Source organism: Micromonospora sp. L32 (assembly GCF_052068055.1).
GTDB lineage: Bacteria > Actinomycetota > Actinomycetes > Mycobacteriales > Micromonosporaceae > Micromonospora > Micromonospora purpureochromogenes.
Map to the genome: position 1 here is coordinate 469,624 of NZ_JBQHDD010000006.1, position 19,429 is coordinate 489,052.

20 protein-coding genes are annotated in these 19,429 nt (G+C 73.8%); 10 read left to right on the forward strand and 10 right to left on the reverse strand.

Going from position 1 to position 19,429, the window contains the following annotated elements; genetic code table 11:
• The first annotated feature begins 13 nt into the window (after positions 1–13).
• From ACTMTB_RS19595 to ACTMTB_RS19605, 3 genes are all read left to right on the forward strand, one after another.
• Positions 14–1,297, forward strand: a complete 1,284-nt coding sequence (locus tag ACTMTB_RS19595) for a magnesium transporter MgtE N-terminal domain-containing protein (protein ID WP_441147515.1) — start codon at positions 14–16, stop codon at positions 1,295–1,297.
• Positions 1,290–1,892 carry a DUF1003 domain-containing protein gene (locus ACTMTB_RS19600; RefSeq protein ID WP_154939861.1) on the forward strand — a complete coding sequence of 201 codons (603 nt, stop codon included), beginning with the start codon at positions 1,290–1,292 and terminating at the stop codon, positions 1,890–1,892. The genes ACTMTB_RS19595 and ACTMTB_RS19600 overlap by 8 nt, the downstream gene beginning before the upstream one ends.
• A gap of 97 nt (positions 1,893–1,989) precedes the next feature.
• Positions 1,990–3,138 carry an Mrp/NBP35 family ATP-binding protein gene (locus ACTMTB_RS19605; RefSeq protein WP_441147517.1) on the forward strand — a complete coding sequence of 383 codons (1,149 nt, stop codon included), beginning with the start codon at positions 1,990–1,992 and terminating at the stop codon, positions 3,136–3,138.
• Positions 3,139–3,321: 183 nt separating this feature from the next.
• Here the strand turns inward: ACTMTB_RS19605 and ACTMTB_RS19610 are convergent, their stop codons facing one another.
• Together ACTMTB_RS19610 and ACTMTB_RS19615 are read right to left on the reverse strand one after the other, a co-directional pair.
• Positions 3,322–3,744: a preprotein translocase subunit TatB gene (locus ACTMTB_RS19610; RefSeq protein WP_088964127.1), complete on the reverse strand. Its 423-nt coding sequence runs from the start codon at positions 3,742–3,744 to the stop codon at positions 3,322–3,324.
• Between the two features lie 75 nt (positions 3,745–3,819).
• Positions 3,820–5,157 carry a trypsin-like peptidase domain-containing protein gene (locus tag ACTMTB_RS19615; protein ID WP_441147659.1) on the reverse strand — a complete coding sequence of 446 codons (1,338 nt, stop codon included), beginning with the start codon at positions 5,155–5,157 and terminating at the stop codon, positions 3,820–3,822.
• A 255-nt stretch (positions 5,158–5,412) separates the two neighbouring features.
• Between ACTMTB_RS19615 and ACTMTB_RS19620 the strand changes: the two genes are divergently transcribed.
• On the forward strand, positions 5,413–6,021 hold the full coding sequence (locus ACTMTB_RS19620; protein ID WP_441147661.1) for an O-methyltransferase: 609 nt from the start codon (positions 5,413–5,415) through the stop codon (positions 6,019–6,021).
• Positions 6,022–6,076: 55 nt separating this feature from the next.
• On the opposite strand, the gene ACTMTB_RS19625 is transcribed toward ACTMTB_RS19620, so the two are convergent.
• Complete coding sequence (locus tag ACTMTB_RS19625; RefSeq protein ID WP_441147519.1) at positions 6,077–7,552, reverse strand: leucyl aminopeptidase family protein; 1,476 nt, start codon at positions 7,550–7,552, stop codon at positions 6,077–6,079.
• Between the two features lie 144 nt (positions 7,553–7,696).
• On the reverse strand, positions 7,697–7,864 hold the full coding sequence (locus ACTMTB_RS19630; RefSeq protein ID WP_007455245.1) for a DUF3117 domain-containing protein: 168 nt from the start codon (positions 7,862–7,864) through the stop codon (positions 7,697–7,699).
• Positions 7,865–8,054: 190 nt separating this feature from the next.
• Between ACTMTB_RS19630 and ACTMTB_RS19635 the strand changes: the two genes are divergently transcribed.
• On the forward strand, positions 8,055–8,873 hold the full coding sequence (locus ACTMTB_RS19635; protein ID WP_088964130.1) for a PaaX family transcriptional regulator: 819 nt from the start codon (positions 8,055–8,057) through the stop codon (positions 8,871–8,873).
• Between the two features lie 4 nt (positions 8,874–8,877).
• On the forward strand, positions 8,878–9,669 hold the full coding sequence (locus ACTMTB_RS19640) for an enoyl-CoA hydratase/isomerase family protein (protein WP_441147525.1): 792 nt from the start codon (positions 8,878–8,880) through the stop codon (positions 9,667–9,669).
• Between the two features lie 48 nt (positions 9,670–9,717).
• On the opposite strand, the gene ACTMTB_RS19645 is transcribed toward ACTMTB_RS19640, so the two are convergent.
• Genes ACTMTB_RS19645 through ACTMTB_RS19660 form a run of 4 tightly spaced genes read right to left on the reverse strand, consistent with a single transcriptional unit; the run spans position 9,718 to position 12,127 of the window.
• On the reverse strand, positions 9,718–10,299 hold the full coding sequence (locus tag ACTMTB_RS19645) for a hypothetical protein (RefSeq protein ID WP_441147527.1): 582 nt from the start codon (positions 10,297–10,299) through the stop codon (positions 9,718–9,720).
• Positions 10,296–10,895, reverse strand: a complete 600-nt coding sequence (locus ACTMTB_RS19650; protein ID WP_441147529.1) for a DNA-3-methyladenine glycosylase I — start codon at positions 10,893–10,895, stop codon at positions 10,296–10,298. The genes ACTMTB_RS19645 and ACTMTB_RS19650 overlap by 4 nt, the downstream gene beginning before the upstream one ends.
• A 42-nt stretch (positions 10,896–10,937) precedes the next feature.
• A complete protein-coding gene (locus tag ACTMTB_RS19655) occupies positions 10,938–11,435 on the reverse strand; it encodes an SRPBCC family protein (protein WP_357612772.1) in 498 nt (165 codons plus the stop codon).
• Positions 11,432–12,127, reverse strand: coding sequence for a DivIVA domain-containing protein (locus tag ACTMTB_RS19660; protein ID WP_441147531.1), 696 nt, complete (start codon positions 12,125–12,127; stop codon positions 11,432–11,434). Before ACTMTB_RS19660 ends, ACTMTB_RS19655 begins: the two co-directional genes overlap by 4 nt.
• A gap of 154 nt (positions 12,128–12,281) precedes the next feature.
• Between ACTMTB_RS19660 and folP the strand changes: the two genes are divergently transcribed.
• The gene (gene folP / locus ACTMTB_RS19665) at positions 12,282–13,151 is read left to right on the forward strand and encodes a dihydropteroate synthase (RefSeq protein WP_441147533.1); all 870 of its coding nucleotides are present in this window, start codon (positions 12,282–12,284) and stop codon (positions 13,149–13,151) included.
• Between the two features lie 12 nt (positions 13,152–13,163).
• Here folP and ndhC read toward each other — a convergent pair whose 3' ends face one another.
• Entirely contained in the window at positions 13,164–13,541 is a 378-nt protein-coding gene (gene ndhC, locus ACTMTB_RS19670; protein WP_441147535.1) for an NADH-quinone oxidoreductase subunit A, read from the reverse strand.
• 146 nt (positions 13,542–13,687) lie between these two features.
• Between ndhC and ACTMTB_RS19675 the strand changes: the two genes are divergently transcribed.
• The 3 genes from ACTMTB_RS19675 to ACTMTB_RS19685 all read left to right on the forward strand — a co-directional run bounded on the left by ACTMTB_RS19675 (position 13,688) and on the right by ACTMTB_RS19685 (position 18,296).
• Positions 13,688–15,130, forward strand: a complete 1,443-nt coding sequence (locus ACTMTB_RS19675; protein ID WP_441147537.1) for a hypothetical protein — start codon at positions 13,688–13,690, stop codon at positions 15,128–15,130.
• A gap of 291 nt (positions 15,131–15,421) precedes the next feature.
• Positions 15,422–17,269, forward strand: coding sequence for a 2-oxoacid:acceptor oxidoreductase subunit alpha (locus ACTMTB_RS19680; protein ID WP_441147539.1), 1,848 nt, complete (start codon positions 15,422–15,424; stop codon positions 17,267–17,269).
• The gene (locus ACTMTB_RS19685; protein WP_441147541.1) at positions 17,262–18,296 is read left to right on the forward strand and encodes a 2-oxoacid:ferredoxin oxidoreductase subunit beta; all 1,035 of its coding nucleotides are present in this window, start codon (positions 17,262–17,264) and stop codon (positions 18,294–18,296) included. The genes ACTMTB_RS19680 and ACTMTB_RS19685 overlap by 8 nt, the downstream gene beginning before the upstream one ends.
• A 96-nt stretch (positions 18,297–18,392) precedes the next feature.
• Here ACTMTB_RS19685 and ACTMTB_RS19690 read toward each other — a convergent pair whose 3' ends face one another.
• Positions 18,393–19,409 (reverse strand): potassium channel family protein, encoded by a 1,017-nt coding sequence (locus ACTMTB_RS19690; protein ID WP_441147543.1) that lies wholly within the window; start codon positions 19,407–19,409, stop codon positions 18,393–18,395.
• Positions 19,410–19,429: the final 20 nt, after the last annotated feature.

Below are 19,429 nucleotides of genomic sequence, written 5' to 3' on the forward strand. Positions count from 1 at the left end.
TAGGCTGGTGCCCGTGAGCACGCCGAACCGGGTCTACATCGCCCGACTCGCCGGAGTCGCCGTCTTCGACCCGAACGGCGACCAGGTGGGTCGGGTCCGTGACGCGGTGGCCCGGATCCGTGCGACCCAACGTCCCCCCGAGGTGGTGGGTCTGGTCGCCGAGATGCCGATGCGCCGGCGGATCTTCCTGTCCATCAACCGGATCACCACCATCGACGCGGACGCGGTGGTGCTCGGCACCGGCACCCTCAACCTGCGCCGCTTCGAGAAGCGCCCCAACGAGCTGCTGGTGCTCCAGGAGCTGCTGGACCGGCGGGTCCAGCTCGAACCGGGCGGCCAGCCGGGCGCGGTGGTCGACGTGGCGATGGAGTGCAGCCGGGGTGGCGAGTGGTCGCTGTCCCGGGTCGCCGTCCGCGAGCAGACCGGCCGGCTCACCCGCCGCGGCCACCTGCACCAGGTCGAGTGGGACCGGGTGCGCGGGCTGAGCGGCATCGCCGCCAACCGGGGTACGGCCAACCTGCTCGCCGTGCTGGAGGACATGCGCCCCGCCGACCTGGCCAACGCCCTGCAGGACCTGCCCGACGCGCGGCGCAACGAGGTCGCGGCGGCGCTGGACGACGAACGCCTCGCCGACGTGCTCAGCGAGCTGCCCGAGCACGACCAGGTGGAGATCCTCGCCGCGCTGGACCGGGAACGGGCCGCCGACGTGCTGGAGGAGATGGACCCGGACGACGCCGCCGACCTGCTCAACGAGCTGCCGCCGCCGGAGCAGGACGTACTGCTGGACCTGATGGAGCCGAACGAGGCCGACCCGGTCCGCCAGCTGCTGCGCTACGCCTCCGGTACGGCGGGCAGCGTGATGACCTCCGAGCCGGTGATCCTGCCGCCGGACGCCACCGTCGCGGAGGCGCTCGCCCGGATCCGGGAGGAGCAGCTCTCCCCGGCCGTCGCGGCCCAGGTGTTCGTGGCCCGCGCGCCGATGACCACGCCCACCGGCCGTTACCTGGGCATGGTGCACTTCCAGCGGCTGCTCCGGGAGCCGCCGGCGGAGATGCTCGGCGGGGTGGTGGTCAACGACATCGACCCGTTGCGGCCGACCACCCCCCTGCCGGAGATCACCCGCCGGATGGCCACCTACGACCTGGTGGCGATGCCGGTGGTGGACCGCAACAACCGGCTGGTCGGCGCGGTCACGGTCGACGACGTGCTCGACCACTCGCTGCCGCGCGACTGGCGGGACCGGGACGCCGTACCGGCCCCGGCCCCCGCCGAGGGGACGGACAGCGCTGATGGCTGACCAGCGACGGGCCGAGCGACTGGACCAGCCGCGCGAGCCCCGGGGCGTCAAGCTGCCCCGGTTCGACCCGGAGGCCTTCGGCCGGTGGTCCGAGGGGATCGCCCGGGGCATGGGCACGGCGAACTTCATCGTCTACATGACGGTGGTCATCGCGCTCTGGTTCGGCTGGAACACCCTGGCCCCGGCGCACCTGCGCTTCGACCCGTACACCTTCACCTTCCTCACCCTGATCCTGTCGTTGCAGGCCTCGTACGCGGCCCCGCTGATCCTGCTCGCGCAGAACCGGCAGGCCGACCGGGACCGGGTGGCGCTGGAGGAGGACCGGCGGCGGGCCACCCTGCAGAAGGCCGACACGGAGTACCTGACCCGGGAGATCGCCGCGCTGCGGATCGCCATGGGCGAGGTGGCGACCCGGGACTTCCTCCGCTCCGAGCTGGCCCGGCTGGCCGAGGAACTGGACGAGGCGGCCCAGCGCCGGCAGCGGCTGGAACGCCGGCAGCAGGAGAAGGCCGTGCGGCGAGGCGGCGAGGGCCTCGACGAGCCCCGCGACGACCTGGACGGCGACTACGCCCGCGACGGCCGGCCGGAGGGCTGACCGACGGGGGCCCGGGTCCGCCGGAGGGGCCATCGATTCGCTCACACCGGCCCCGCTGGCGGCGGCGACGGATCACCCCCGACGTAGCATTGCGGGCATGTCAGCTCCCGTCAGCACCATCTCCGACGCGATCCAGGCCGCCCTGGCCACAGTCAACGACCCGGAGATCCGCCGCCCGATCACGGACCTCGGCATGGTCCGCTCCGCCGTGGCCGGCGAGGACGGCGTCGTACGGGTCGAGCTGCTGCTCACCGTCGCCGGCTGCCCGCTGAAGGACAAGCTGCGCTCCGACATCACCGCCGCCGTGGGGGCGGTCCCCGGCGTGACGGGCGTCGAGATCGAGTTCGGCGTGATGAGCCCCGAGCAGCGCCAGGAGCTCCAGTCGAAGCTGCGCGGCGGCAACGCCACCGCGGAGCCGGTGATCCCGTTCGCCCAGCCCGGCTCCCGGACCCGGGTGTACGCGGTGGCCAGCGGCAAGGGTGGCGTCGGCAAGTCGAGCGTGACGGTCAACCTGGCCGCCGCGCTGGCCGCCCGGGGCCTCTCGGTCGGCGTGGTCGACGCGGACATCTACGGCCACTCGGTGCCCCGGATGCTCGGCGCGGACGGCCGCCCGACCCGGGTCGAGGACATGATCATGCCGCCGCAGGCGCACGGCGTGAAGGTGATCTCGATCGGCATGTTCACCCCGGGCAACGCCGCCGTGGTGTGGCGCGGCCCGATGCTGCACCGGGCGCTCCAGCAGTTCCTCGGCGACGTCTACTGGGGCGACCTGGACGTGCTCCTGCTCGACCTGCCCCCGGGCACCGGCGACATCGCCATCTCGGTCGCCCAGCTGCTGCCGAACGCCGAGATCCTGGTGGTGACCACGCCGCAGGCCGCGGCCGCCGAGGTCGCCGAGCGGGCCGGCGCGATCGCCCTGCAGACCCACCAGCGGGTCGTCGGCGTCATCGAGAACATGGCCTGGCTGGAGCTGCCCGACGGCTCGCGGATGGAGGTCTTCGGCGCCGGTGGCGGCCAGGCCGTGGCCGACTCGCTGAGCCGGACGATCGGCGCGCAGGTGCCGCTGCTGGGTCAGATCCCGCTCGACACCCGGGTACGCGAGGGCGGCGACGCCGGCAACCCGATCGTGCTGGCCGAGCCGGACGCCCCGGCCTCGAAGGCGCTGGCCCAGATCGCCGACCGCCTCGCCGTCCGCCGCGAGTCCCTCCTCGGCAAGCCCCTCGGCCTCAAGCCCGCCGGCCGCTGACGACCCACCCCACCCGCGCGCTCCGCGCGCCCCAAGATCCGCCCAGATACAGAGAAAGAGTGGCCTTCCGCGCTCGGGAGGCCACTCTTTCTCTGAATGTGCACGCTGCGCGCCATGCCGGGGTCGGGTGCGCGAAGCGCGCGCGACCCGTGGGCGTGGTGCGGGTGGGGAGTGCGGGACGCGTCAGGTGGCGTCGTCGTAGCTGGGGCGGGGGGCCGGGGCGGGCGCGCCGCCCGTGGCGGTGGCCTTGCGGCCGCCCCTGCCGCGCGGGTCGGCGGCGTCGGCGACGTCCTTGAGCTCGTTGTGCACGCCGGTCACGTCCGCCCGCAGGTTGTCGTAGACGCCCTGCAACGGCTTCCGGATCGCCTGCTCGTCCTCTTCGCTGAGCAGGTGCTTGCGGATGAACGCCTTGGGGTGCAGGTCCTCCAACTGGATGTCGGTGCCCAACTCGCGGCTCAGGTCGCCGGTCGCGTTGCGGGCCATGCCGCGCAGGTTCCGGACCATCCGCAGGCCGTCGTTGATGACGTTGGGCAGCCGGTCACCGAAGATCAGCAGCGCCAGGAGCAACAGCGCACCGATCTCCCACCAGTTCAGGTTGTCGAGCACTGCTGGGGCCTCCTCGTCGGCGTCAAGGCAAGACTACGCACGTCGGGTGCCCGGCCGGGAGGGGGTGACCGGTCCTCACTTGGCGTCTGCGGCGAGCGTCACCGAGGTGTTCTGCCGGGCCGACCCCCGCCGGTACTCCACCGTCACCACGGATCCCGGGGCGAACTTGCGCACCAGCGCGATCAGGTCGGTCGGCTCGGTCATCGGGCGGCCGTTCAGCTTGAGGATGACGTCCCCGGCCTTCAGCCCCGCGCCGGCCGCCGGCCCGGACGGCTCCACCGCCGCCAGCCGTACGCCGGCGCCGCCGGTAACCGTGCCGGCGCCGCCCACCTGCGCGCCGATCACCGTACGGCGGGCCTTGCCGGTGCCGATGATGTCCTGCGTGATCCGCTTGGCCTGGTTGATCGGGATGGCGAAGGCGAGGCCGATGTTGCCCGCCTCCTGCCCCTCGGCGACCAGTGACTTGATCGTGGAGTTGACCCCGATCACCCGGCCGGCGGAGTCGACCAGCGGGCCGCCGGAGTTGCCGTGGTTGACCGCCGCGTCGGTCTGGATCGCCGCGTAGTAGCGGACCGGGCCGCCGGGCTCCCCGGCCTGCATGGTGCGGTCCAGGGCGCTGACGATGCCGGCGGTGACGGTGTTGGCCAGCGAGAGCGGCGAGCCGAAGGCGAGCACCGGGTCGCCGACCGCCAGCGCGTCGGAGTCGCCGAACTCCACCGGACGCAGCCCGGTGCGGCTGACCTTGATCACGGCGATGTCCGACTCCGGGTCCTGGCCGACGACGGTTGCCGGCGCGGTGCTGCCGTCGTTGAAGACCACCGAGGCCCGGCCGGTGGCGCCGGAGACCACGTGGTCGTTGGTGATCACGTGCCCGTCGGCGCTGGCGATGAAGCCCGAGCCCTCGCTCACCCCGCCCAGGCTGGACACCCGCACGGTCACCACGCTGGGCAGGACCTTCTCGGCGACCCCGGCCAGCGACTCGGGGCGACGCTGGGCCAGGCCCGGCGCCTCGGCCGGTCGGGCGCCGAGCACCACCCCGCCACCGGCCCCGCCGCGGACCGCGAAGGCGTACCCGAGGGCTCCGCCGAGGGACCCGGCGAGCAGCGCGGTGATCAACGGGACGAGCAGCAGCTGGCGCAGTCTCGGGCGGCCCGGGGCGTCCGGGTCACTGACCGGTTCCGGCGCGGCCCCGGCGTCGGGCGCGCCCGGGATGACCACGGCGGCCGGCGCGTACGGGTCACGCCACGGGTCGGCCAACGCGTCGGACCACCAGGGCGATGTCGTCCCGCCCGGGGCGCCGTGCGGCGCCGTAGGCGGCCCCACCGGCGTCGCCCCGGCCGGCGGTCCCGCCGATGCCGGAGTCCCGCCGGGCTGGCGCCAGTCCCAGCCGTCGGTCACGTCGGTGCCTCCCAGTCCGTCCCCCGACCCCCCGTGCCGCGTGGTGCGGCGGCCGTCGCGAAACGAGGGATACCGCTTCCAGGATTGCACGGATGAGCCGGATGGCATCAGCTCTTGCCGGGCGTGATCGTCGACGGCGGACGGCGCGGCTGCGCGCCGGAAGGCTCGCCTCTAGGCTCATACCGCCAACCCGCCCCCCGCACCACTCCCGCCGCCCGGAGGTGTCCCATCGCCACGGTCGCCAATTCCGGCACTCCGACGGCGCAGGCGCTGCAGTTCGCCGAGTCGTACGTCGGCGAGGACCTCGTCCTGCGGACCGCCCGCAGCCTCGCCCGGGAGGTGGGCCTCGACGCGGTGACGCCCGGGGCCGGGGCGGCGCTGCGCCTGCTCGCCGCCGCCGGCAACGCCCGGGCGGTGGTGGAGATCGGCACCGGCACCGGGGTCAGCGGCCTCTGGCTGCTGCGCGGGATGCGGGCCGACGGCGTGCTCACCACCATCGACCTGGAGGTCGAGCACCAGCGGATCGCCCGGCGCATCTTCGTCGAGGCCGGCTTTCCGTCGGGGCGTACCCGGATCATCACCGGCCGGGCGCTGGACGTGCTGCCCCGGCTCGCGGACGGCGCCTACGACCTGGTCTTCGTCGACGCCGAGGCGACCGGCTTCGCCGCGTACGTCGACGCCGCCCTGCGGCTGCTGCGACCCGGCGGGGTGCTGGCCCTCAACGGCACCCTGGCCGGCGGGCGGATCGGCGACCCGGCCGCGCGGGACGCCGAGACGGTGACCGTCCGCGAGACGATCAAGGCGCTGCGGGAGTCCGAGCACTGGATCCCGGCGCTGCTGCCGGTGGGGCACGGCCTGCTCGCCGCCGTGAAGTGCTGACCCGACGCCGACCGCCCGGGCCGGCGTCCGCCGCGCGCCGGCCGGGACCGCCGGCTCAGTCCAGCGTCGCCAGCCAGCGCAGCAGCCCGCGTACGCCCCAGCCGGTCGCGCCCCGGGTCAGTTCGGCGTCGTCGCCGTCGGCCCAGGACGGCGCGGACATGTCGATGTGCAACCACCGGTCGCGCAGGTCGCCGGTGAACTCGCGCAGGTAGAGCGCGGCGGTCACCGAGCCGGCACCGACGGCGGGCGAGCTGTGCAGGTCCGCCAGGTCACTGCCGAGGTGCTCGACGTAGTCGGCGGCCAGCGGCATCCGCCAGGCGGCCTCGCCGGCGGCGTCGACGGCGGCCAGCAGGTCGGCGGCGAGCTGGTCGTTCTCGCTGTAGAGGGCGCCGGTGCGCTTGCCGAGCGCGACCGCGTTGGCACCGGTCAGGGTGGCCAGGTCGATCAGCAGGTCCGGCTGGAGTTCCCGGACCGCGTAGGCCAGCGCGTCGGCGAGGACCAGCCGGCCCTCGGCGTCGGAGTTGGTGGTCTCGCTGGTCAGGCCGCCGTAGTGGCGGACGATGTCGCCGGGACGGAAGGCCGACCCGCTGACCATGTTCTCGGCCAGCGGGGCGAGCGTGGTGATCCGCACCGGCAGCCGCAGCGCGGCCGCGCCCAGCGTCGCCGCGACCACCGCGGCCGCCCCGGCCATGTCCTTGCGCATCAGCTTCATCGCCGGCACCGGCTTGATCGAGATGCCGCCGGTGTCAAAGGTGATCCCCTTGCCGACCAGCACCACGTGGGTGCGGGCGTCGACGGGCCGCCAGTCCAGCTCCACCAGGCGGGGGGTGCTCGCCGAGCCGCCGCCGACGGCGAGGATGCCGCCGAAGCCCTCGGCGGCCAGCTCCTCGGGCCCGCGTACCCGCAGGTGCAGGTGGGGCTGGTCGGCTGCGGCGGCCTCGACCTGCGCGACGAACCACTGCGGGTTCTTCACCGAGGACGGGGTGTTGGTGAGGTCCCGGGCGAGCCGGGTCATCCGGGCGGTGGTCTCGGCGACCTCGACCGCGTCGCGGTACGCGTCCGGGTCGTCGACCAGCAGGTCCACCCCGGTCAGCGCGGGCGGCTCGCCGGCCTCGGTCATCCGGAACCGGTAGGAGGCGAGCAGCAGCCCCTCGACGAGGGCGCGGACCGCCTCCGCGCCGGTCCCGGTCGGCACCGAAAACGTGATGTGCGTCTCATCCTTGCCGGCGCGGGTCAACGCCGCCCCGGCGGCCCGCCAGGCCCGGTCGGCACCGTCGCCGATGCCGAGCAGCAGCAGCCGGGCCGGGGTGCGGGCCGGTCGCAGGTGCGCGTACGTCTCACCGGCCCGGCCGGTCAGCCGGGTGGCCGGCAGCAGGGCGGTCGCCTCCGCCAGCACCTCGTCGGGCAGGGCCGGCCCGGTCGGGGCCAGCGTCGCCGGGGTGTCGCCCCCGTCGGTGTCGGCCGCGGCGCGGACGGGCAGGACGAGGGTGTCGAGCCGGTCCGGACCGGCTGACAGGCGGATGGCGAGCACGCTGGACCGTACCTCCGGGAAAGGATCGTGGTGCGGGGCCTGGCCACCCGCGTACACAGGTGAAGACCCTGAGCCACCGGCCGTGGCCGGTGGCTCAGGGATACGACGAACCGCCCGCGCGTCGCCGCGCGGCCTGTCGGTCGATCAGCCGGCGGCCGCCTTCAGTGCGTCACCCAGTGCATTGGCCTCGTCGGGAGTCATCTCGACGACGAGCCGGCCACCGCCCTCCAGCGGGACCCGCATGACGATGCCCCGGCCCTCCTTGGTGACTTCCAGCGGACCGTCGCCCGTCCGCGGCTTCATCGCCGCCATGTTGTCTCCCCTCAGACCTGTATCAGGGTCGGTGGGTTGCCCCACAGCCACTTCGTCACGACCATCCGCAACGTACGCGGAGGTGTCGACCAACGATTTTCCCTGATGAACACCGCCGGACCCAAACCGAAGCAGCATTGATGTAACAGCATCTAGCTTATCTTGAGAAGGCCTGTCACAATGTGCGGTCATGCAGGCACGGTCGGCACTCTTCGACCTGTACGGCGACTACCTCCGACCGAGGGGTGGCCGTGCACCGGTCGCCGCCCTGGTCAAGCTGCTGGCGCCGCTCGGGATCGCTCCTCCGGCCGTGCGCACCGCGGTCTCCCGAATGGTCCGCCAGGGCTGGTTGGACCCGCTCCGGCTGGCCACCGGACCGGGATATTCGATCACACCGAAGGCCGCCCGGCGACTCGACGAGGCGGGCGCCCGGATCTACCGCACCGGCCGGGTCACCTGGGACGGCCGGTTCGACCTCCTGGTGCTCCAGACCCCGACCGCCCGGCGGGACCGGCAGCGCCTCGCCGCCAACCTGGCCTTCCTGGGCTACGGCACCCTCGACGAGCACACCTGGGTGGCCACCCGGGCGAGCGAGGACGTGGACCTGCTCCTGGAGGAGGCGGGCGTGCGCTACGAGCGGTTCACCGCCGCGCACGCCGCCGGCACGCCGGGCGCGATGGGGGTGGTCCGCCGGGCCTGGGACCTCACCGAGATCGGGCACGCGTACGAGCGGTTCGTCGCCGAGCAGCGGCCGCTGCTGTCCGGGGTGACCGTGCGCAGCGGCGACGAGGAGGCCTACGCGGCCCGGTTCCGGCTGGTGCACGCGTGGCGTACCTTCCTGTTCCGGGACCCGCAGCTGCCCCCGGCGCTGCTCCCGGAGCGCTGGCCCGGCACCGCCGCGGCCAGCTTCTTCGACCGGCACGCGGCCCGGCTGCGGCCGGCCGCCGACCGGTACGTCGAGCACTGCCTCGACGCCAGCAACCGCATCGCCCGACAGAAGGGTCGTTAGAAACGTGACCGAGCCGCTGCTCGTCGACCGCACCGACGCCGTGGTCACCCTGACGCTGAACCGCCCCACGGCGATGAACTCGCTCGACGTGGCGCTCAAGGAGGCGCTCCGGGACACCCTGGCCGAGCTGGAGGCCGACCGTTCCTGCCGGGCCGTGGTGCTGGCCGGCGCGGGCGGGCAGTTCAGCGCCGGCCAGGACCTGCGCGAGCACGTGCAGACCCTCCAGTCGACCACCACGAACCCGCTGGACACCGTGCGGGCGCACTACAACCCGATCGCCGCCCGGCTGGCCAGCCTGCCCAAGCCGGTGGTGGCCGCGGTGCGCGGGATGGCGGCCGGGGCGGGCGCCTCGCTGGCCTTCCTCGCCGACTTCCGGGTCGGCGGCCCGAAGACGAAGTTCCTGATGGCGTTCGCCGGGGTGGGGCTGGCCGCCGACACCGGAGCCTCCTGGACGCTGCCCCGGCTGGTCGGCCACGCCAAGGCCGTCGAGCTGCTGATGCTCGCCGAGCCGGTCGGCGCCGAGGAGGCCTGCCGGCTGGGCCTGCTCAACAAGCTGGTCGACGACGACGAGCTGGTGCTGCCGACCGCGCAGGAGCTGGCCGCCCGGCTCGCCGCCGGCCCGACCGTCGCGTACGCGGCGATCAAGCGTCAGCTCTCCATCGCCGACGCGGGCACCCTCGCCGACGCCCTCGCCGCCGAGGCGCAGGCCCAGGCGATCTGCGGCGCCACCGCCGACCACAAGGCCGCCACGATGGCGTTCGTGGAGAAGCGCAGGCCGGTCTTCGAGGGCCACTGACGGCGCTGTCGCCGGCCCGGTCCGCCGGGCCGGCCGGCGCTCACCGGGTCAGTCGTCCTCTTCCGGGTCCTGGTTCGCCTCGGCGCCCAGCACGAACGCCTGCATGGCCAACTCGTCGCCGGACGGGGAGACGAACGCGGGCAGCTCGGCCGGGCCCAGCTCCTGCACGTACGACCAGAAGAGCCGGACCGCCTCGGCCCGGGAGTCCGCCTCGATCGGGAGGTCCAGGCTGACCAGCCAGGTGCGGCGCAGCGGCGGCGGGCCGAGCCGGTCGGCCAGCTCGCGGTAGATCCCGGAGTCGAGCGGGGTGACCGGCCCGGCGACCGGCACCTGGTCGGCCGAGGCCGGCTCGTCGAAGGCCCGCCGGGTGTACGTCACGACCAGCGAGTCCGCACCCGCGCGGGCCACCCGACCCAGGGCCACCAGCCGGGGCGGCTCCGGCACCAGCACCGCCACCGGGTCACCCGGACGCGGCCGGGACTCCCCGACCGGGGCGGGCAGCTCCAGGGTGTCGTGGTGGACGAGGCGTTCGGCGTCGTACCGGCCGGCCGGCAGGAGCACCGCCCAGGCGCCCTCAGCCGGCCCGTCGACGTCCGTCGTCCCGCTGGCGCGGTGGTCGGTCGCGGTCATGCCCCCATCTCATCACGGGCCGCCTCGGCGGCGGCCACGTGGCAGCCGGCCAGGTGATCGTCGACCATGCCGGTGGCCTGCATCAGCGCGTACGCGGTGGTGGGGCCGACGAAGCGGAAGCCGCTCTTCTTGAGGGCCTTGGCCATCGCGGTGGACTCCGGCGTCAGGGCGGGGACCTCGGCGAACGACTCCGGCCGGGCGGCCCGGGGCGGCGGCGCGTACGACCAGAGCAGCGCGGAGAGCCCGTCGGGCAGCTCCAGGGCGGCCCGCGCGTTGGCGATCGCCGCCTCGATCTTGGCGCGGTTGCGGACGATCCCCGCGTCGGCGAGCAGCCGGGCCACGTCGGCCTCGCCGTAACCGGCGACCCGCTCGATCCGGAACTCGTCGAAGGCCAGCCGGAACGCCGGGCGCTTGCGCAGGATGGTCAGCCAGGACAGGCCGGACTGGAACGCCTCCAGCGTCAGCCGCTCGTAGAGCGCGTCGTCGCCGCGCAGCGGCCGGCCCCACTCGGTGTCGTGGTAGACGGCGTAGTCCGGGGTGCTCGACCCCCAGGCGCAGCGGGTCAGGCCGTCGAGGCCGGTCACCAGGTCAGTCACGGCGTACACGGTAGGGCAGGGCCCCGACAGGCCCGGGTGAGGTCAGGGCAGCCGGCCCTGCTCGACCAGCCGGGCGAAGCGCTTCAGCGCCAGGGTGAGGCTCGCCTTGGAGCCCGGCCAGAGCAGCGGCCACGCCACCCGGCCGGCCGGCCCGCCGGGCAGGTGGAACCACTCGTGCCAGACCACCTGGGTGCGGTCCCGGGCCAGCGGGGTGCAGCGCAGCACGCCGGGACCGCGGAGCAGCTTGCCGCAGTGCACGACGCCGACCTCGTACGGCGCGTCGACCCGGACCACCCGCATCTCGTCGCGCAGCACCGCCGGTCCGAGCGTGGTGACCGCCTCGACCAGGGTGCCCTCCCCGCCGTCGCCCTCGACGACGCGGACCCTGGTGAACGGGATCCACTCGGACTGCCGCTCCCAGTCGGTGAGCGCGGCGAAGACCCGGGGGGCGGGGGCGTCCACGATCACCGTGGCGGTGAACTCGCCGGCCCCGGGCTGGGCGGCCTCACGCAGGCCGTCCACGCCCTCCGGGCCGGTCACAGCGACTCCGAGCGGACCCTGTCGCCGGGCCGCCCGCCGGCCGGGTCGGCATCGGAGTCGGTGCCGTCGGAGCGGGGGTCGGTGTCCACGGCCGCGGTGCGCAGGGCGGGCGCGGCGTCGTCGGACGCCTCCGGCGGGGCCCCGGCGTCAGCGGCGGCGGTGCGCAGGGCCGGGGCGTCGAGCGGCCGGGCGTCGTCGACGTCGAGCGGCCGGATGCCGTCCGGGGCCGCCGCGCTCGGCTCGACGTCCCGCGGCGCGTCGGTCGACCCGTCCGGCGGTGTCGCGGCGGCGCCCGCGAGTTCGGCGTACCCGGGGTCGGTGGCCGGGGCGTCGCCGGCCGCCTCCACGCGGGCGCGGCGCAGCGCGTCGGCGTCGGCCAGCCGGCCCTCGCGCAGCGCCGCGACCTCGGCCTCCAGCACGCCGATCAGCTCGGCCTTGTAGCCGATGTCGTAGGCCGCCCGGCGCATCGCCTGGTCGACCTGGGCCATCCGGTAGCCGCGCAGCGTGGTGTCGAAGCGGACCTCGCCGACGTCCGCCTCGCGCAGCGGGCGGCTGCCCGGCAGCGGCACGGCCCGGCCGTCCGGCTCGGCCGGGGCCAGCCCGGCGTCCCGGCCGGAGACCAGCACCGTCACCCCGAACACCACCGCCGCCACGGTCAACGCGATGACCAGTACGAGCAGAACCTGACCCATGGACAGATCGTGGCACGGCGACCGCCCCCCGAGCGACCCCAACCACCGCAGCGCCCCGGATCCCCTGGTGACGTCCCGGCCCGGCGGCGCGTCGGCCGACCGGATAGCGTCGTCAGCGGCCGGGCGACCCCGGCCGGCGACGGCGGGAGGCGGGATGGCCGGGGCGCTGCGGCTCGGTGGGCGGACGTTCGCACCGGGCGAGTTGGTGGTGATGGCGATCGTCAACCGCACGCCGGACTCGTTCTTCGACCGGGGCGCGACCTTCGCCCAGGACAGCGCGCTGCGCGCGGTGGAGGCCGCGGTGACCGAGGGCGCGGAGATCATCGACATCGGCGGGGTGAAGGCCGGGCCGGGCGACGAGGTCGACGTCGCCGAGGAGATCCGGCGGACGGTGGACACCATCGCCGCCGTCCGGGCCGCCTTCCCCGACGTGGTGATCTCGATCGACACCTGGCGGGCCGAGGTCGCGGTGGAGGCGGTGGCGGCCGGCGCCGACCTGCTCAACGACACCTGGTCCGGCGCCGACCCGGCGCTGGCCCGGGTCGCCGCGCAGACCGGGGCCGGGCTGGTCTGCTCGCACGCCGGCGGGCTCGCTCCGCGTACCCGGCCGCACCGGGCCGCCTTCGACGACGTGGTCGCCGACGTGGTCGGCACGGTGACCGGGCTCGCTGAGCGCGCGGTGGCCCTGGGGGTACGCCCCGACGGCATCCTGATCGACCCGGCGCACGACTTCGGCAAGAACACCCGGCACTCGCTGGAGATCACTCGCCGGCTCGACGAGCTGACCGGGACCGGCTGGCCGCTGCTGGTGGCCCTGTCGAACAAGGACTTCATCGGCGAGACGCTGGACCTGCCGGTGCCGGAACGACTGGAGGGCACCCTCGCCGCGACCGCCGTCTCGGCCTGGCTCGGTGCCCGGGTCTTCCGCGCCCACCAGGTACGCCCCACCCGCCGGGTGCTCGACATGGTCGCCTCGATCCGCGGCGACCGGCCCCCGACGCTCACCCGCCGCGGCCTCGCCTGACCGGCGCGGGCGTCAGGTCCAGCGGAGGATGTTCTTGCGCCAGGCGTAGAGGATGCCGAGCGCCACCACGGCCACGAAGATGCCCATCTCGGCGACGGTGACCAGGCCGAAGCCGGGGCGGTCGAAGACCAGCGCCCAGGGGAAGAGGAAGACCGCCTCGACCGCGAACAGGACGTAGAGGTACGCGTACACGTAGTAGCGGATCTGCATCTGCGCCCAGTCGCCGCCGACCGGGTCGAGACCGCACTCGTAGCTGGTCCGCTTGCCCCAGGGATCAGCCGGACGGGCAGGACGTAACACCCGATTGGCCGAGAACGCCGTAACGAAGAAGAGGGCGCTGGCGAGCAGCAGGAGCCCGAGCGTCGCGTACGAGCCCAGGTAACCGGTCACGGTGGGTCAGCCTACCGGCCACCGGTCCCGCCCGACCGGCCCGGGAGGCGTACCGAACACGTTACGAATTTGTTTCCCGGTGGGACTAGTGCCCTCCGGCAACTGTTACCGAATAATGAAGGCGCACCCAGTGTCACGGAGGACAGATGGCCCGCGTGGACGTACGCCCCGGCCGCCGGGCGCTCGCCTGGCGTACCTCCTCGCTGGTAGCGGCGTCGCTGGCCACCGGGCTGGCGGTCGCGCTCGCGGCCGCGCCGGGCCTGGCCACCGCCTCCCCGACGATGCTGCGGGTGATCACCACCGCGACCGACGCGACGACGCCGGGTGGTGAGCCGACGGACGGGACCACCCCGCCGGTCGAGCCGACCGCCACCGCGCCGCTGCCGACCACCGCGCCGCCGACGCTGCCCCCCGACCCGGAGCCGACCACCCCGGCACCCGAGCCGACCACGGCCACCCCGACGACGCCCGCCCCCGGCGACCCCGCCCCGACCACCACCGCGCCGACCACCACCGCGCCGGCCCCGCCACCGCCCCCGCAGGGTGGCGGCGGCCGGCCGGTGCCGCCGGGCGACCCCGCGCCGAGCCAGCAGGACACCGGTGCCCTCGGGGTACGGGTCACCACCCGCGACATCGTGCTCGGCCCCGGCTACTGGAACGCCCGGAGCACCACCACCACGCTGCGGGTGACCGTCGCCAACACCGGGACGCTCGCCGGGCGGGTCCACCTCGCCTACACCCTGCCCGCCGGGGTGACCGACGCGGGCACCCCGGGCTGCGCCGCCGTGGGCGGCGGCAACTGGCAGTGCGGCGAGTGGGCCGCCGCCCCGGGCGCGAAGTTCACCACCCTGATCCGGGTCCGGGTCGACGGACAGGCGTGGCGGAAGATGCCGCTCAACGGCTCGGTACGGGCCACCGCGTCCGGCGCGGGGACGGCCACCGCAACGGACAACGAGGGCTTCGCGGTCCTCTTCCCGCCCGGCCCGCCGGCGCCCGGGATGAGCCTCGACGCCGACGAGGTGGCCTTCGACATCAGCGGCGGTCCCGTCGAACTGGCCGTCCGGCTGGGCAACACCGGCCGGGTGGACGCCGCGGGACGGGTCGAGGTGGTCCTGCCCGACGGGGTCAGCGTGCTCTCCACGCCCGGCTGCGAGGTGGTCTCGCCGACGCGTACCCGTTGCGACGCCGGGACCGTGGCGGCGGGCCGTACCGCCACCCTGCGCCTGCCGGTCGCCGCCACCCCGCAGGCCCAGCGCGAGGCGCCGCTGGCCGGAGCGGTGATCGCCCAACTCGACCCACGCTCCGGGCGGACCCGGCAGATGCAGATGAGCTTCCGGATCACCGCGGCGGTGGCGCTGGCCACCCCGCCGGCGGCCACCCCGGTCCCCACCGGCTCGCAGGGCGTGATCGCCGCGGGCGGTCAGACCTCCGACGGGGGCGCGATGACCTCGGCGCAGCGGATCGCGGTCACCCTGATCGTGCTCTCCGGGCTGCTGGTGGTGCTGGCGCTCGTGCTGGCCACCAGCTCGTTGCGGCGCCGGATGAGCGGGCCGGTGCCGGACCCGTCGGCGAATCCGGCATCCGACTGAACCGGCCGGCCCGGTAAGGGTCGGCGGCGGTGATCTCGATTACGGCGGTCACCCCGAAACGGCCCACAACCGGACGAACAACCTTCGGATTCGTTCCCACTCGTCGGACCTCCACCAAGGATGCCCTAACGGCTCGACGTAGGCTCTGGGGTGAGAAACGACAGCGGGCCGGACCAGCCACGGGCGGATCGGCGCAGCGGCGCGTCAAGGAGGTCACGTGGCGGGGCAAGGCCGGGTCACCATCAGGTTCAGCCGCCCGCGCGACGGGGCTGAGCGAAGCGAGGTGCAGGCGTGACCAAGCAGATCCGTCAACTGGACCGGGTGGTCATCCGGTTCGCCGGTGACTCCGGCGACGGCATGCAGTTGACCGGCGACCGGTTCACCTCGGAGACGGCGCAGCTGGGCAACGACATCTCCACGTTGCCCAACTTCCCGGCCGAGATCCGGGCGCCCGCCGGCACGCTGCCCGGCGTGTCGAGCTTCCAGGTGCACTTCGCCGACTACGACATCCTCACCCCCGGCGACGCGCCGAACGTGCTGGTGGCGATGAACCCGGCGGCGCTCAAGGCCAACCTGGCCGACCTGCCCCGCGGCGCGGACATCATCGTCAACACCGACGAGTTCACCCGGCGCAACCTGGCCAAGGTGGGCTACGAGTCCAGCCCGCTGGACGACGACTCGCTCGCCGGCTACGTGGTGCACCCGGTGGCGCTGACCTCGATGACGGTCGGCGCCCTCGCCGACCAGGCGGTGTCCAAGAAGGACGCCGAGCGGGCCAAGAACATGTTCGCGCTGGGCCTGCTCTCCTGGATGTACTCCCGGCCGTACGAGTCGACGCTGCGCTTCCTGGAGCGCAAGTTCGCCGCCCGTCCGGAACTGGTCGCCGCGAACGTGGCCGCCTTCCGGGCCGGCTGGAACTTCGGCGAGACCACCGACTCGTTCTCCGTCCGGTACGAGGTGAAGCCGGCCAAGATGCTGCCGGGCACCTACCGGAACATCACCGGCAACGCGGCGCTCTCGCTCGGCCTGGTGGCCGCCGGCGTCCGCTCCGGGCTGCCGGTGTTCCTCGGGGCGTACCCGATCACCCCGGCGTCGGACATCCTGCACGAGCTGAGCAAGCACAAGCGGTTCGGCGTGATCACGATGCAGGCCGAGGACGAGATCGCCGCCGTCGGTGCCGCACTGGGCGCCTCGTACGGCGGTGCGCTCGGCGTCACCACCACCAGCGGCCCGGGCGTGGCGCTCAAGAGCGAGACGATCTCCCTCGCGGTGGCGCTGGAGCTGCCGCTGGTCATCGTCGACGTGCAGCGGGCCGGGCCGTCCACCGGCATGCCCACCAAGACCGAGCAGGCCGACCTGAACATGGCACTGCACGGCCGGCACGGTGAGGCCCCGGTCGCGGTGATCGCGCCGAAGTCGCCCTCCGACTGCTTCCACGCGGCGCTGGAGGCGGCCCGGATCGCACTGACCTACCGCACCCCGGTGATCCTGCTGTCCGACAACTACGTCGCCAACGGCTCCGAGCCGTGGCTGCTGCCCGACGTGGAGTCCCTGCCCGACCTGCGGGTCGAGTTCGCCACCGAGCCCAACGGCGAGGACGGCACCACGTTCCTGCCCTACCTGCGCGACCCGGAGACCCTGGCCCGGCCGTGGGCCATCCCGGGTACGCCGGGGCTGGAGCACCGCATCGGCGGCCTGGAGAAGGCCGACAAGACCGGTGACATCTCGTACGACCCGGCGAACCACGACTTCATGGTGCGGACCCGGGCGGCCCGGATCGAGACGATCCCGGTGCCGGACGTCGAGGTGGAGGACCCGGACGGCGACGCCCGGGTGCTGGTGCTCGGCTGGGGCTCGACGTACGGGCCGATCGGCGCGGCCTGCCGGGGCCTGCGCCAGCGCGGCCTGTCGATCGCGCAGGCGCACCTGCGCCACCTGGCACCGATGCCCGCCAACCTCGGCGAGGTGCTGCGCTCCTACGACCGGGTGGTCATCCCCGAGATGAACCTCGGCCAGCTCGCCCACGTGATCCGGGCCAAGTACCTGGTCGACGCGATCGGCTACAACCAGGTCCGCGGCCTGCCGTTCACCGCGGCCGAGCTGGAGACGACGCTGGAAGAGGTCCTGAAGAATGTCTGAGCCCGTCGCCCTGAAGCTCACCGCCAAGGACTTCAAGTCCGACCAGGAGGTGCGCTGGTGCCCCGGTTGCGGTGACTACGCGATCCTGGCGGCCGTCCAGCAGTTCATGCCGGAGCTGAACATCGCCCGGGAGAACACCGTCTTCGTCTCCGGGATCGGCTGCTCGTCGCGCTTCCCGTACTACATGAACACCTACGGGATGCACTCGATCCACGGCCGCGCCCCGGCGATCGCCACCGGCCTGTCGGTGTCCCGGCCGGACCTGTCGGTCTGGGTGGTCACCGGCGACGGCGACGCGCTGTCGATCGGCGGCAACCACCTGATCCACGCGCTGCGCCGCAACGTCAACCTCAAGATCCTGCTGTTCAACAACCGGATCTACGGCCTGACCAAGGGGCAGTACTCGCCAACCTCAGAGGTCGGCAAGATCACCAAGTCGACCCCGGTCGGCTCGGCGGACGCCCCGTTCAACCCGCTGTCGCTGGCACTGGGCGCGGAGGCCACCTTCGTCGGCCGCACCATCGACTCGGACCGCAAGCACCTCCAGTCGGTGCTGCGGGCCGCCGCCCAGCACCAGGGTTCCGCGTTCGTGGAGATCTACCAGAACTGCAACATCTTCAACGACGGCGCGTTCGACCAGCTCAAGGAGCCGGCCACCCGGGACGACTACCTGATCCGGCTGGAGCACGGGCAGCCGATCACCTTCGGCAAGGACGGGCAGTTCTGCGTCGTCCACCCGCCGCGCGGGTTCGGGCTGGAGGTCCGGGAGACCGCGGCCACCCCGGCCGAGGAGATCGTGGTGCACGACGCCGGAGTCAACGACCCCGCGTACGCCTTCGCCCTGTCCCGGCTGCCCGGTCTCGACCTGCGCAACACCCCGATCGGCGTGTTCCGCTCGGTCGACCGCCCGTCCTACGACAGCGTGGTGCAGGAGCAGGTGGCCGCCGCCAAGGCGAAGGTCACCGAGACCCCCGAGCAGCAGCTCGCCGGCCTCCTCGCCACCGGCGACACCTGGACCATCCTCTGACCCACCCGCTCCACGCACCTCTTACGGAGAAAGAGTGGCTATTCCGGACGGAATAGCCACTCTTTCTGTGTAAGTGCGTCCGGGCGCCCCCGGGGGTCAGGGGTGGGTGGCGGTGGTTTGGGGGCGGTCGTCGCGGACGTGGACGAGCATGTCGCCGGTTTCGATGACCGCGCCGGCCTTGTCGGCGAGGGTAACCACCTTGCCCCGGCGGACCAGCGCGATGACCAGGGACTCCAGCTCGCGGGGTGACTTGCCGACCTCGTGCCGCTCGGCGGAGCGCATCGCCAGCGCCATGCCCTGGCCGGGGGTGAGCAGGTCCTCCACCACGTCGATCAGCGGCGGCGCCGAGGTGGAGAGCCCCAGCAGCCGGCCGGCGGTGGCCGAGGAGACGATCACGTGGTGCGCGCCGCTCTGCCGCAGCAGCGGGGCGTTCTCCGCCTCGCGGACCGCCGCGATGATCCGGACCTGGCCGGCGGTGAGCTGCCGCGCGGTGAGCGCCACCAGCACCGAGGCGTCGTCGCTGTCGGTCGCGATGATCACCGCCTTGGCGTTGCGGACGTGCGCCTCCTCCAGCACCGACGAGCGGGTGGCGGAGCCCTCGATGGCGACCAGGCCGGCGGAGGTCGCCTGCCGCAGGGCGGTGCCGCTGCGCTCCACCACCACGATCCGGGACTTGTCCAGGCCGTTCTCCAGCAGGGCGGAGACCGCGCTGCGGCCCTTGGTGCCGTAGCCGCAGATGATGACGTGGTCCTTCACGGTTCTCCTCCACCGCCCCAGCCGACGGCCGGTCCGGTACTGCTCGGTCAGGACTTCCAGGGTGGTGCCGACCAGGATGATCAGGAAGAGCACCCGGGCGGGGGTGATGAACAGGACGTTGACCAGCCGGGCCGACGGCGAGAACGGGGTGATGTCGCCGTACCCGGTCGTGGAGAGGGTGACCACCGTGTAGTAGGCGCAGTCGAGCAGGGTCAGCCCGTTCTCGTCGACGTCGCGGTAGCCGTTCCGGTCGAGGAAGACCACCGCGACGGTCAGCAGCACCAGGCCCACGGCGGCGGCCAGCCGGAGGCTCAACGCGCTCAGCGGGCCCCGCCGCTGCGCCGGGAAATGGATCACCGTCGGTCCTGCTTCCCCCG

Excerpts from the sequence above, each read along its gene's own strand:
- ACTMTB_RS19600 (WP_154939861.1), top strand. The coding sequence starts at position 1,290 with ATGGCTGACCAGCGACGGGCCGAGCGACTGGACCAGCCGCGCGAGCCC.
- ACTMTB_RS19605 (WP_441147517.1), top strand. The coding sequence starts at position 1,990 with ATGTCAGCTCCCGTCAGCACCATCTCCGACGCGATCCAGGCCGCCCTG.
- ACTMTB_RS19630 (WP_007455245.1), bottom strand. The coding sequence starts at position 7,864 with ATGGCGGCGATGAAGCCGCGGACGGGCGACGGTCCGCTGGAAGTCACC.
- ACTMTB_RS19635 (WP_088964130.1), top strand. The coding sequence starts at position 8,055 with ATGCAGGCACGGTCGGCACTCTTCGACCTGTACGGCGACTACCTCCGA.
- ACTMTB_RS19645 (WP_441147527.1), bottom strand. The coding sequence starts at position 10,299 with ATGACCGCGACCGACCACCGCGCCAGCGGGACGACGGACGTCGACGGG.
- ACTMTB_RS19660 (WP_441147531.1), bottom strand. The coding sequence starts at position 12,127 with ATGGGTCAGGTTCTGCTCGTACTGGTCATCGCGTTGACCGTGGCGGCG.
- folP (WP_441147533.1), top strand. The coding sequence starts at position 12,282 with ATGGCCGGGGCGCTGCGGCTCGGTGGGCGGACGTTCGCACCGGGCGAG.
- ACTMTB_RS19675 (WP_441147537.1), top strand. The coding sequence starts at position 13,688 with ATGGCCCGCGTGGACGTACGCCCCGGCCGCCGGGCGCTCGCCTGGCGT.
- ACTMTB_RS19685 (WP_441147541.1), top strand. The coding sequence starts at position 17,262 with ATGTCTGAGCCCGTCGCCCTGAAGCTCACCGCCAAGGACTTCAAGTCC.